Source organism: Bradyrhizobium sp. WSM4872 (assembly GCF_055811715.1).
Genome location: NZ_JBVVPT010000011.1, coordinates 119,346 through 131,674 on the forward strand (window position 1 = coordinate 119,346; position 12,329 = coordinate 131,674).

Consider the following 12,329-nt stretch of genomic DNA (forward strand, 5'->3'; position numbering starts at 1 on the left):
GTGCACCCGAACGTGCCTTCGCTTGCGTTCTTTAACTTGAAAAACAGGGTACAGATACGTGAATTTCCCTATCAACTGTGTGTAGCATGCATAGGGTCATGCGGCGCGAGGATGCGGGCGCGCCGTTATTTCGCAGGGAGGAAGCCGCGATGGCCGGACTTTATTTCGAGGACTTTTCCGTGGGCCAGGAGTTCAGGCATCCGCTGACCCGGACCGTCACGGAGATGGACAACACGATGTTCAGCCTGCTGACGCTCAATCCGCAGCCGCTGCACATCGACGCACATTTTGCGGCCCAGACCGAATTCGGCCAGCGCATTTTCAACAGCCTTTACACCCTCGGCATCATGATCGGCATGACGGTCTATGATACGACCATGGGCACCACCGTTGCCAATCTCGGCATGACCGACGTCACGTTTCCGAAACCGGTCTTCCATGGCGACACTTTGCGGGCGACGACGAAGGTGCTTTCATTGCGGGAATCCAAATCGCGCCCCAAGGCGGGCATCGTCGAGTTCGAGCACCACGCTCTCAACCAGAACGACGAGATTGTCGGCAAATGCCGCCGCATGGCGATGATGCACAAGAGGCCGGTCTGATGCGTTCGATGCTGTTCGTGCCGGGCGACTCCCCGCGCAAATTCGAGAAGGCCAACGAAGGCAACGCCGACGCGCTGATCATCGATCTCGAGGATTCCGTCGTCACCGACAAGAAGCCGGAGGCGCGCGGGTTGACGCTGGCGATGCTGAAGGGCCGCAACAAGCCCCATCAGCTCTATGTCCGCGTCAACGCGCTCGACACCGGCATGACGCTCGCTGACCTTGCCGCGGTGATTCCAGGCAAGCCCGACGGCATCGTCCTGCCGAAATCGCAGGGCGGCGACGACGTGCGGCAGGTCGCGACCTGGCTCGAAGCTTTGGAAGCTGCGGCTGGTATCGCAATCGGCTCAACGCGCATCGTCTGCGTCGCGACCGAAACCGCAGGATCGATCTTCGGGCTCGGCAGCTACAAGGGCTGCTCCCCTCGCCTCGCGGGCCTGATGTGGGGCGCGGAAGATCTCTCGGCCTCGCTCGGCGCGACTGAAAAGGCATCAGGCGGCGTGTTCCATAGCCCTTATCGCCTGGCGCGCGATCTCTGCCTGATGGCCGCCGCCGCGGCCGAGGTCGCGCCGATCGACACCGTCTATACCGACATCGACAATCTGGCGGGGCTCGAACAGGAAACGCGCGCGGCGCGGCGCGACGGTTTTTCGGCGAAAGCGCTGATCCATCCCAAGCACGTCGACGTGGTCAACGCGGCGTTCGAGCCGACCGAGGCCGAGCGCAATTGGGCGGAGAAGGTGATCGCGGCGTTCGCGAGCAATCCGAACTCCGGCACGCTGCGCCTCGACGGCCAGATGATCGACAAGCCGCATCTTCGCGCCGCGAAGAAGATCCTCGGCCAGAGCTAGATCAGGAACAGCATAAACTGGACTCGCGGAGACTTACCCTCACCCGGATTGCATCCTCGATGCAATCCGGCCTCTCCCCGCCAGCAGGGAGAGGTGAGGACAATCAGGCGATCTTGATCGACATGTCCGGCAAGCCGTCGAGCTTGCACAAGAGCACGTCGCCCTTCACGACCGGGCCGACATTCTCGGGCGTCCCGGAATAAATGATGTCGCCGGCCTTCAGCTCGAACGCTTCCGACAATTTTGCGATCTGCTCGGCCACGCTCCAGATCATCTTGCTGAGATCCGAGCTCTGCTTCACCGTCCCGTTGATCGCCAGCGAAATGGCGCCCTTGTCGAAATGACCGGTCTTGCTGGCCGGGTGGATCGGCCCGATTACCGCGGCGTGGTCAAAGCTCTTGCCGATCTCCCAGGGCTTCTTCTCCGCGGCCATCCCGTTCTGGAGATCGCGCCGGGTCATGTCGAGGCCGAGCGCGTAGCCATAGACATGGTCGAGCGCCTTCTCGGCCGGGATGTTGCTGCCGCCGGACTTCAGCGCGGCGACCAGCTCGACCTCATGATGATAGTTCTTGGTCAGCGACGGATAGGGATGATCGGCGACTTCGCCCACGGCGACGTTCTGGATAGCGTCGGTCGGCTTCTGGAAGAAGAACGGCGGCTCGCGGTTCGGGTCCGAGCCGCGCTCGATCGCATGCGCCGCGTAATTGCGCCCGATGCAGTAGATGCGGCGGACCTGGAACACCTGGGTTTCACCGACGATCGGGATCGTGACCATCGGCACCGGAAAGATCGGCTTCGGCCCGGCTTGCGCCGCGGCCGGCGCAACTTGCGCGATCGAGGCAGCGCTTGCCGCCGCGGCAATTGCGAGCAGCTCTCGTCGGGTTGCTGATGTCTCTTTCACGTTTTGTGCTCCCTTTTATGTTCGTTGGGCGCATCATGCGCGCCGACCCGCCTGATAATCAATATTCAGTATGCCAGCAACGCTACATCGGCACGTCTACTAATCGATGAGAACATGCCGCCTGCAGAGCCTTCCAAGCCGGCTCCCTTTCGCCATTAGCATGGAACTTGCATAAATTCTGGGCGACATGGACGCCGCATGAACCTCATCAGCCTCGACATCCGCATGCTCCGGTCGCTGATCTCCGTGGTCGAGACCGGCAGCATCACCGAGACCGCGCGACGGCTGGGCCGCACCCAGCCCGCGATCACCCTGCAATTGCAGCGGCTGGAGGAGCTCACCGGCAAGCAATTGTTCGAGCATGCCGGCCGCCGGCTGACGCTGAGCGAGGACGGCACCACGGTTCTCACCTACGCCAAATCCATCCTGCGGTTGCATGACGAATTGATTTCGCAACTGGCGTCACAGGAGATCGAGGGTCAGGTCGTACTCGGCACGCCTGACCTCTATGCCGCCTTCATGCTGCCGCAGATCCTCAGCGTGTTCCGAAAATCCTTCCCGCGCGTCCAGGTCGAGCTCAATTGCGCGCTCTCGACGCCGTTGGTGGGCCTGGTCAAGCGCGGCGATGTCGACATCGCGCTCGTCACCCGCATGAACGATTTTACGGGCGGCCAGGTGGTGCGACGCGAGCAACTGGTCTGGATGACCGGCGAGCAGTCCGCCGCGCACCAGGAGCGGCCCATTCCGCTGGCGCTGCTGCCGCCGGGCAACATCTATCGCGACTACGCGATCGACACACTGGAACGTGCGAATTTGCGCTGGCGCATCGCCTGCGTCAGCGAAAGCGTCGGCGGCCTTCAGGCGGCGGCCTTCGCCGGCATGGCCGTGACCGTACTCGGCCGCAGCGCGCTGGTGCCGGCGATGCGCGAGATCGGCCCGAACGAGGGCTTGCCGCCGCTGCCGAAGATCGAGCTGCTGCTCTACAAGTCGAGCGGCGCGACCTCGAAGGCGGCGACCGCCTTGCACGACTATCTCGCGCACTATCTGCGCCTCGACGAAGAGCTCAGCGGCCGCGGCGAGCCGATCGAGCTGGGATAAAGCCATCCGGATGTTCGCGCAGCGGTCGTCCCAAACTGTATCCCCGGGGTCAACGATCGCAGACGATGAACGACCGGCTTGCTACGGCGATATCCTCTGTGATCGGCCTAGCGAACGAGGCGGTTGCTTCCTGCATTGGCGTTGCGCGGTTCGACCGCGGGAGCCACTCGGACGACGACCGTGAGCGGTGTGCCGTTGCGCAGCAGAGCGAGCTTCACCTCGTCGCCGACCCGAGCAAGACCGATCGTATTGCGCAGCTGGGCGGCGGTGCGGATCGGGCGGCCCTCAGCCGTGGTGACAACATCGCCCTTGCGCAGCCCAGCCTTCTCGGCCGGCGAATCCGCGGCAACTTCGGCGATGAGCGCGCCTTCGTTGCGCCCCTTGTTGACGGACGGGTGGAGATCCTTCAGCGAAATGCCGATGCGGCCGCGCTCGACCCTGCCGGTGGCGATGATCTGCTCCATCACCTTTCGCGCCATGTTGACGGGAATGGCAAAGCCGATACCGACATTACCGCCAGCGGGCGAAATGATGGCTGAATTGATGCCGACCAGTTCACCCTGCAGGCTGACCAGCGCGCCGCCGGAATTGCCGGGATTGATAGCGGCGTCGGTCTGGATGAAGTCTTCATAACCCTGCTTGCCGAGGCCGGTTCGGCCGAGGGCACTGACGAGGCCCGACGTCACCGTCTGGCCGAGGCCGAAGGGATTGCCGATCGCGAGCACGAAATCCCCGACTTCCAGTGCATCGCTGTCACCGAGGGGAAGCGCTTTGAGCCCGGTCGGATTCTGGATCTGAAGCACAGCGACGTCCGTCGGCGAATCCCGGCCGACGACCTTTGCGGAAAACTGCCGGCCGTCCTTGGTCGTGATCTGGACGACGGAGGAGCCTTCGACCACGTGGTTGTTGGTCAGCACGTAGCCGCTCCGGGCATCGACGATCACGCCGGAGCCGGTCGCGCTGACTTCCTTCTCGATCTGCCTCGGAACGTCGAAGAATTCGCGGAACAGCGGGTCGCGGTAGAGCGGATTGTCTTCGCGCACGCGGCCGTGCACCGAGATATTGACCACCGCCGGCGTCACCTGCCGAACCAGAGGCGCCAGGGTCGGCACCGAGCCGCCCGGCTTCAGATCGGGGATCTGGCCTGCGGCCGGCTGTGACGCCGTGAGCGTCAGTACCAGCAACGCCAGCGAGAGCAAACGCACAGCATACATGTTCGTCACCTGCCGCTTCGTCCGGATTCGAGATTCAAGAGCGTCTTAACGCGCTGTCGCCCGGCACGTCGATCCCGCCTTGCATGATTAAAAATGGAATGGTCCAGGCCGCGGAGACCTGGCCGACCAGCACCAGAGCAAGAACGGCCTGCGTGAGCATCACGCGCCTCACCGTTCTGCGGCGGCCCAAGGCCGCCGCAAGCGCATTGGAACGCCGCCGCCGCGCGGCGGGTCGTCGTCGTCATTGTCGCCGTCGAGCCGGCGCAGGGCCGCGAGAATATCGGCGAGGCGGACCGTATGGCTCATGCCGGGAATTTCACGCAAAGCGGGACAGGATTCGACGGCGTACATATCGGACGCCCATGACGACAGAATGATCCGCTTCTCCGGCGTGGAGAGCTCCTTTGCATTCAGGACATCCGCAGGCGAACCGTAGTGAACCGCGGGATAAAACAGCGGGTTGAGATTTCCGGAATTCGTATTCACGTTTGTCATCGGTTGGGCTCCCCTGACGCTCGTTTCGAAGGGATGAATGTGTTGATGATCGAATAGCCGTTCTCTCTTTCATGCATGTGGGAGCGCGGCGCGCATGTCTGAGCGCCGCGTTCCACATTCCCCTCGATCGAGCGCTTAGGCTGCTTTCTTCTGCTCGATCTGAGTTGCAGGAGAGGCCGCGCCCGCGATCTGGATCCGGCGCGGCTTCATCGCCTCCGGAACCTCACGGACGAGGTCGATGATCAAGAGGCCGTCCTGGAAGGACGCCTGCTTCACCTGGACATAGTCGGCCAGATTGAACACGCGCCGGAACGGCCGTGCGGCGATACCTTGGTACAGATATTCGCCCGTCGCGCCTTCGGGCTTCTTGCCCTCGACGGTGAGCGCATTCTGTTCGGCCGTCACCGTGATATTGTTGACGCCAAAGCCCGCCACGGCGAGGCTGATCCGGTAGTGGTCTTCGCCGGAGCGTTCGATGTTATAGGGGGGATAGTTGTCATCGCTCGCCTGGCGCAGCGCGCTGTCGACGAGACCGGCCAGATGATCGAAGCCGACGGTGGAGCGCCACAGGGGCGCGAAGTCAAACGTGGTCCTCATAACCAAGTCCTCCAAAGAGCAAGATGGATACGAAGGAGCGCAGGACGGGGTTTTAGACGGGGTCCAAAGACACCGGCCCGGCGCCCGTTCCGGGCCCCTCGCGGGCACCCGGCACACCGCTCTCGCGGCGAACATGACTTAGAAGAACGCAAGTCGACTTCAAGAGGACTAGTCGAAAATTTCTTCAGGCGCAGAGGCCGACCGCCAAGACAGCGGCCGGCCGGCTCCAGACCGAATTTGGGCTCACGCCTTCGCGCGGGCACTGTCCGCTTCGCGCAACGCCAGCTGCGGCCAGAACGCCGCCCACGGCTGGGCCGCTTCGAACGCAGCGGCGATGCGGAAGATCGTGGGCTCGTCGAGCCAGGGTGCGACGATCTGCAAGCCGATTGGCATTCCATCGCGATCGAAGCCGCAGGGCAGGGTCGCCGCCGGCAGGCCGGCGAGATTAATCGGCCAGGTGAAGGGCGACCAGCCGAGATGCGGATCGACCTTGCCGCCGTCGATCGTGTCTAGGCCGAGGCGGCCGGCCTCGAACGCGGTCACCGCGACGGTCGGCGTCACCAACGCATCGACTCGCTCGAAAAGCTTCAGGAAGCCGCTGCGAGCCTGGCCCCGGCGATAACCCGCTTCGATATAGTCCGTGCCGCTGTAGCGCCGGCCGGCACTGATGACATCAAGATAATCTGCTTCGGAGCCGGCGAGATCGGCCGTGGTCTTGCTCGCGACCGCGGCCGCCTGTTCGGTAAAGGCGATCGGTTTCAGCGTATGCTCGAGGATGCCGGGATCGAGGCCAGGACCGTCCATGGTGACCTGCGCGCCGCAGGCATCGAGAATGGCGAGCGCCTTGCTGAACGCCGCGCGCACGTCGGGGCTGACGGCGGCGTAGCCGAGATCGACGCTCGCGCCGATACGAATACCGTTCAACGGCTCGGCTTTCGTATCGAACCGCCGCGCCGCCACCGGCAGGCTCGCGGGATCGCGCAAATCGTAGCCGGCGATGATCTCCAGCGTCAGCGCGGCATCCGCGACCGTGCGCGTGATTGGTCCGGTATGCGCGAGCGAGCCCCAGGATGGTGGCGAGAAGCCGGGCGAGCGCGGCACCAGGCCAAAGGTCGGCTTCAGGCCGAACACACCGCAGAAGGACGAGGGCACGCGGATCGAGCCGACGCCATCGGTCCCGATCGCGATCGGACCGCAGCCGGCGGCAACGCCGGCTGCCGCGCCGCCGCTCGACCCACCACTGGTGCGACCGCGGTTCCAGGGATTGCGCGTGGTGCCGGTGACCGGGCTATCCGCCGTCAACTTGTATCCGGACTCGCAGGTCGTGGTCTTGCAGGTGACGATTGCACCTGCCGCCTTCAGGGCCGAGACAACAGCCGCATCGACATCGGGCACGAATGCCTTGTTCATCGGCGAGCCACCATAGGCCGGCACGCCTGCGACAAAGACCAGGTCCTTGATCGTGACGGGTACACCGGCGAGCGGCCCCTTGGCCTCGCCGGCGCGCATCTCCCTGGTGAGACGATCGGCCTCTGCCCGCGCCTGCTCGTACATCGGCGTCACCACCGCGTTGCAGGCCTCGTTCGTCGCCTCCAGGGCGGCAATGGTGTCGTCGACGACATCGCGCGGAGTGAACGCCTTGCGTCCGTAGCCGGCCAGGATCTCGGTTGCGGAAAGCGAGCCAAGGCCAGTCGGCGCCGGCGGAAAGGCCGTTCGGCCGGAACCATTAGTCATCATGAACCCTGAAGAGCTAGCTGAGCGCCGCGTCGACGGCGCGCTTGGCCATGACCGTGACGAGATGCGCACGGTAGTCGGCTTCGGCATGGATGTCGGAAGTGAGGCCCTCGGTGTCGATTCTGATCGCAGCGATCGCGGACGGATCGAAATTTCGCGCCAGCGCTTCCTCCATCGGGGGAACGCGGAACACGCCGGAGCCTGCTCCGGTCACGGCCACGCGAACGCCATCGGCGAATTTCGCCACGAACACGCCGACCAGCGCATAGCGCGACGCCGGCGCCTTGAACTTGGCGTAGCCCGCCCTAGGCGGCACCGGAAAGCGGATCGCCGTGATGATCTCACCAGGTTCGAGCGCGGTCTCGAACAGGCCGCGGAAGAACCCGTCGGCCGCGATCTCGCGCGCGCTGGTGACGACGGTCGCGCCCAATCCGAGCACACCTGCGGGATAATCGGCCGCCGGATCGTTATTCGCGACCGAGCCACCGATGGTGCCGCGGATGCGGACGGCGGGATCGCCGATCATCGAGGCCAGCGCGGCGAGACCGGGAATCTTCTCCTGCACCAGCTTTGAGGCGGCCACCATGGCATGTGGCGTCATCGCACCGATGGTGATGGTGGCGCCGTCGTCGCTGATGCCCTTCAGATGTCCGAGCTTCGACAGGTCGACCAGGGCAGGCGGACTGGCGAGCCGCTGCTTCAGCGTCGGGATCAGCGTCATGCCGCCGGCGACGAGCTTGCTTTCCTCGATCGAGGTCAGAAGTTTAGCAGCGTCGGGAATCCGGTCCGGTTGGTGATAGGCAAACGGCTTCATTGTCATCCTCCCTATTCCGCAGCGACCGGCAGCGATGCATTTTGCAGCAGGCGCCAGATCCGGTTCGGCGTCGCCGGCATGTCGACATGGGTGACGCCGAGATGCGACAGCGCATCGACCACCGCGTTGATGACTGCGGCCGGCGAACCGATGGTGCCGACCTCGCCGCAGCCCTTCACGCCCATCGGCGTGTGCGTACACAGCGTCGAATGGGTCGCGATGTTCATCATCGGCATGTGATCGGCGCGCGGCATGCAGTAGTCCATCAGCGAGCCCGACAGCAGCTGGCCCGAGCCCTCGTCGTAGACCGCGTTCTCGTACAGCGCCTGGCCGACGCCCTGCACGATGCCGCCGTGCAACTGGCCCTCCACGATCATCGGGTTGATGACCGTGCCGACGTCGTCCACCGCGGTGTAGTTGACCAGCGTCACCGTGCCGGTTTCCGGGTCGATCTCGACCTCGGCAATGTGGCAGCCGCCGGGATAGGTGAAGTTGACGGGATCGTAATAAGCCTGCTCCTCGAGCCCCGGCTCCAGCACTTCGAGCGGATAGTCGTGCGGCACGTAGGCGGCGCCCGCGATCTCCTCGAACGTCTTCATGCGGTCGGTGCCTGCGACCGAGAATTTTCCGGCCTCGAACTGGATATCCACTTCGGCCGCTTCGAGCAGATGCGCCGCGATCTTCTTGCCTTTCGCGACCACCTTGTCCGTCGCCTTCGACAGCGCCGCGCCGCCGACCACCAGCGATCGCGAGCCATAGGTGCCCATGCCGAACTGCACGCGGTCGGTATCGCCGAACACGATGTCGACATTGTCAAACGCGACACCGAGCTTTTCCGAGACGATCTGCGCGAACGTCGTCTCGTGGCCCTGGCCGTGATTGTGCGTGCCGATCATGACCGTGACCTGGCCGGTCGGATGCACCCGCACCGTGGCGCTCTCATAGAGCCCGCCGCGCGCTCCCAATCGTCCCGCGAAGCGCGACGGTGCGAGGCCGCAGGCCTCGACATAGGTCGAGTAGCCGAGCCCGCGGAATTTGCCTCTGCGTGCCGACTCTGCCTTGCGGATACCGAAGTTCTTGACGTCGGCCGCGACAAGAGCGCCGTCGAGACACCCCATCGGATCGCCGGAATCGTACTGCACCAGCACCGGCGTCTGATACGGATAGGCCTCCTTCGGGATCATGTTGCGTCGGCGGATCTCGACGCGATCGATGCCCATCTCGCTGGCTGCGACATCGACGATGCGCTCCAGCACGAAGGTCGCCTCGGGACGGCCAGCGCCGCGATAGGCGTCAACAGGAACGGTGTTGGTGAACACCACCTTCACGTTGCAGTAGATTGCCGGCGTGGTGTAGACGCCGCCGAGCAGCGGTCCGTAGAGATTGGTCGGGATGTTGGGCCCGAAGGTCGAGAGATAGCCGCCCATATTGGCAAGCGTGTTGACACGGAAGGCCAGAAACTTACCGGTCTCGTCCAGTGCGAGTTCGGCCTCGGTGACGTGATCGCGGCCATGGCGATCGGAGACATAACCCTCCGACCGGCTCGCCACCCATTTGATCGGCCGCATCACGCGCTTGGCGGCCCAGGTGATCACGGCCTCCTCGCCGTAGTGAAACTGCTTGACGCCAAAGCCGCCGCCGACATCCGGCGCGACCACGCGCAGTTTGTGCTGCGGAATGTTCAGCACCAGCGCGCCCATCAGGAAGCGCACGACGTGCGGGAACTGGCTTGTGGTCCACAACGTGAAGCGATCGGTACCGGGCTCGTATTCGGCGATCGCCGCGCGCGGCTCCATCGGGTTGCCGATCAGGCGGTTGTTGACGAGGCTGAGCTTTGCGACGTGTGTCGCTTTCCGGAACGCGGTCTCGACCGCGGCCTTGTCGCCGAGCTCCCAATCGCAACAGATGTTGTTCGGAACGTCGTCGAACAGTTGCGGCGCGCCCGGCCGCACGGCTTCGAGCACGCCGACCACCGAGGGCAGCACCTCGTAATCGACCGTCAGCAGCTCGGCTGCCGCGCTGGCCTGCGCCGGCGTTTCCGCGACGACGAAGGCCACCATGTCGCCGACGAAGCGCACCTTGCCCTGCGCCAGCATCGGGAACGGCGGCTCCTTCATCGGCACGCCCTTGGCGTCCGTGATACCCCAGCCGCAGGGCAGCGATCCCAGCTTGTCCGCGGCGGCATCGTCGCCGGTCAGGACCGCGATGACGCCGGGCGATGCGAGCGCCGCACTCTTGTCGATGCCGCGCAGGATTGCGTGTCCGTGCGGCGAGCGCACGAACACACCCGCCGTCATGCCGGGACGCTTGATGTCGGAGACGTAGTTGCCGCGGCCGGTGAGGAACCGCTGGTCCTCTTTCCGTTTGGGTGAAGCGCCGATCCCGATCACGTTGCCCATGGTCACTCTCCCTTGGCGGCGTTCATGGCGGCAGCGCCAGCCATGACCGAGACGACGATGTTCTGATAGCCGGTGCAACGGCAGATGTTGCCTTCAAGGCCGTGGCGGACGTCGGCTTCCGTCAGCTCCGGCTTCTCGGTCGCGAGCGCCACCGCTGTCATCAGCATGCCGGGTGTGCAAAAGCCGCATTGCAGACCGTGATGCTCGCGAAACGCTTCCTGCATCGGATGCATTTGGTTCGAACCGGGGGCTCCGTGAAGCCCCTCGATGGTGAGCAGCGTCGCACCGTCGAGCGCAGGCGCCAGCAGCGTGCAGCTCTTCACCGGCAGGCCGTCGAGATGCACCACGCAGGCGCCGCACTGGCTGGTGTCGCAGCCGATATGGGTGCCGGTGAGGTTGAGCTGCTCGCGCAGCAGCTCTGCGACCAGCGTCGCCGGCTCGACATCGACAGTGGTTGGCCGTCCGTTGAGTGTGAAGGATATCTGCACGATCATACTCCTGTGCGCGACGGGTCTTTAGGCGAGTGGAAGCGCGCTGCCGGTGGCCCATGTGGCCATCACGACGTCGCCGACGGTGAACGGATCCGCGAAGAAGGTCTTTTCCGGCACGTAGGCGACGAACGCGTCGTCCGGCACGGTGTCCAGCATGACCTTGACGAAATAGCCCTGGTATTCGATCGCGAGCACGCGACTCGGCAGCGACGTCGAGCAGCCCGGCGGCAGCTCCCTGCCCGGTCGGACTAGCGCGACATCGTCGCGGCGCACGGCGATATCGATCTTGTCACCGACGCTGACCGTGGACCGCGCCTGAAGCGAGACCTCGATGCCATCAGGCGCGGCCTGCGCGAGCGTAAAGGTCGAACCGTTGACCTTCTCTACCCGCCCCGACAACACGTTCTGCCCGCCCATGAACTCGGCGACGTAACGATCGTGCGGATGGGCATAGACGTCGCGCGCCGCGCCCGCCTGCTTGATCTTGCCCTGCTCCATCACCACGACCAGATCGGCGAGCGCGATCGCCTCGAGCTGGGTGTGGGTGACGTGGATGAAGGTGATGCCGAGCTCCTGCTGCATCCGCCTGAGTTCCTGGCGCATCTGCACGCGGAGCTGCTCATCGAGAGCAGAGAGCGGCTCATCGAGCAAAAGTACCCTCGGCTCGGTGATCGCCGCGCGCGCCAGCGCCACGCGCTGCTGCTGGCCGCCGGAGAGCTGCGCCGGCAGGCGGTCGGCGAATTGCGTCAGACGCACCTTCTCGATCATGGCGTCGGCTGCGCGCAGACGATCAGCCTTCGATATGCCGCGTACGCGCAAGGCGAAGGCGATGTTCTCGCGCACGGTGAGATGCGGGAACAACGCGTAGGACTGAAACATCATCGCGGTGCGCCGCTGCACCGGCGCAAGACCGACGACGTTCTGCCCGCCGATCACGATCTCGCCGGCGGTCGGATCCTCGTGGCCGGCGATCATGCGCAAAATCGTGGTCTTGCCGCAGCCGGACGGGCCAATGAAGCAGCAATAGGCGCCGTCGGCAATCTTGAGGTTGACGCCGTCGACCACATTGCTGACGCCGTCAAAGCTCTTGCAGAGGCCCGCCAGTTCGATATCGCCGCGATCGCTCTTCATTT

At 64.5% G+C, this 12,329-nt stretch carries 13 protein-coding genes; 3 read left to right on the plus strand and 10 right to left on the minus strand.

From position 1 onward, the window contains the following. Window positions 1–98: 98 nt before the first annotated feature. Together AC0L3C_RS17530 and AC0L3C_RS17535 are read left to right on the plus strand one after the other, a co-directional pair. The gene (locus tag AC0L3C_RS17530) at window positions 99–602 is read left to right on the plus strand and encodes a MaoC family dehydratase (RefSeq protein ID WP_371258294.1); all 504 of its coding nucleotides are present in this window, start codon (window positions 99–101) and stop codon (window positions 600–602) included. Beyond that, window positions 602–1,453 (plus strand): HpcH/HpaI aldolase/citrate lyase family protein, encoded by an 852-nt coding sequence (locus AC0L3C_RS17535; protein WP_007613847.1) that lies wholly within the window; start codon window positions 602–604, stop codon window positions 1,451–1,453. Before AC0L3C_RS17530 ends, AC0L3C_RS17535 begins: the two co-directional genes overlap by 1 nt. Window positions 1,454–1,556: 103 nt before the next feature. On the opposite strand, the gene AC0L3C_RS17540 is transcribed toward AC0L3C_RS17535, so the two are convergent. Then, window positions 1,557–2,354 carry a fumarylacetoacetate hydrolase family protein gene (locus AC0L3C_RS17540; protein ID WP_007613848.1) on the minus strand — a complete coding sequence of 266 codons (798 nt, stop codon included), beginning with the start codon at window positions 2,352–2,354 and terminating at the stop codon, window positions 1,557–1,559. A gap of 198 nt (window positions 2,355–2,552) precedes the next feature. On the opposite strand from AC0L3C_RS17540, the gene AC0L3C_RS17545 reads away from it, so the two are divergent. Further along, window positions 2,553–3,452 carry a LysR substrate-binding domain-containing protein gene (locus AC0L3C_RS17545; protein ID WP_473263606.1) on the plus strand — a complete coding sequence of 300 codons (900 nt, stop codon included), beginning with the start codon at window positions 2,553–2,555 and terminating at the stop codon, window positions 3,450–3,452. Between the two features lie 107 nt (window positions 3,453–3,559). On the opposite strand, the gene AC0L3C_RS17550 is transcribed toward AC0L3C_RS17545, so the two are convergent. From AC0L3C_RS17550 to AC0L3C_RS17590, 9 genes are all read right to left on the minus strand, one after another. Then, window positions 3,560–4,666, minus strand: a complete 1,107-nt coding sequence (locus tag AC0L3C_RS17550) for a trypsin-like peptidase domain-containing protein (RefSeq protein ID WP_473408573.1) — start codon at window positions 4,664–4,666, stop codon at window positions 3,560–3,562. A 34-nt stretch (window positions 4,667–4,700) separates the two neighbouring features. Then, window positions 4,701–4,826: a hypothetical protein gene (locus tag AC0L3C_RS17555; RefSeq protein ID WP_473263609.1), complete on the minus strand. Its 126-nt coding sequence runs from the start codon at window positions 4,824–4,826 to the stop codon at window positions 4,701–4,703. 8 nt (window positions 4,827–4,834) lie between these two features. Then, window positions 4,835–5,161: a hypothetical protein gene (locus AC0L3C_RS17560; RefSeq protein ID WP_473408574.1), complete on the minus strand. Its 327-nt coding sequence runs from the start codon at window positions 5,159–5,161 to the stop codon at window positions 4,835–4,837. A gap of 135 nt (window positions 5,162–5,296) precedes the next feature. Next, entirely contained in the window at window positions 5,297–5,758 is a 462-nt protein-coding gene (locus AC0L3C_RS17565) for an Hsp20 family protein (RefSeq protein WP_473408575.1), read from the minus strand. A gap of 243 nt (window positions 5,759–6,001) precedes the next feature. Then, window positions 6,002–7,492 (minus strand): amidase, encoded by a 1,491-nt coding sequence (locus AC0L3C_RS17570; protein WP_473408576.1) that lies wholly within the window; start codon window positions 7,490–7,492, stop codon window positions 6,002–6,004. A 16-nt stretch (window positions 7,493–7,508) separates the two neighbouring features. Then, the gene (locus AC0L3C_RS17575; RefSeq protein WP_473408577.1) at window positions 7,509–8,306 is read right to left on the minus strand and encodes an FAD binding domain-containing protein; all 798 of its coding nucleotides are present in this window, start codon (window positions 8,304–8,306) and stop codon (window positions 7,509–7,511) included. An 11-nt stretch (window positions 8,307–8,317) separates the two neighbouring features. Next, entirely contained in the window at window positions 8,318–10,705 is a 2,388-nt protein-coding gene (locus AC0L3C_RS17580) for a xanthine dehydrogenase family protein molybdopterin-binding subunit (RefSeq protein ID WP_473279368.1), read from the minus strand. A 2-nt stretch (window positions 10,706–10,707) separates the two neighbouring features. Beyond that, window positions 10,708–11,196 carry a (2Fe-2S)-binding protein gene (locus AC0L3C_RS17585; RefSeq protein ID WP_473279375.1) on the minus strand — a complete coding sequence of 163 codons (489 nt, stop codon included), beginning with the start codon at window positions 11,194–11,196 and terminating at the stop codon, window positions 10,708–10,710. Between the two features lie 24 nt (window positions 11,197–11,220). Beyond that, window positions 11,221–12,327, minus strand: a complete 1,107-nt coding sequence (locus AC0L3C_RS17590) for an ABC transporter ATP-binding protein (RefSeq protein ID WP_473263616.1) — start codon at window positions 12,325–12,327, stop codon at window positions 11,221–11,223. Window positions 12,328–12,329: the final 2 nt, after the last annotated feature.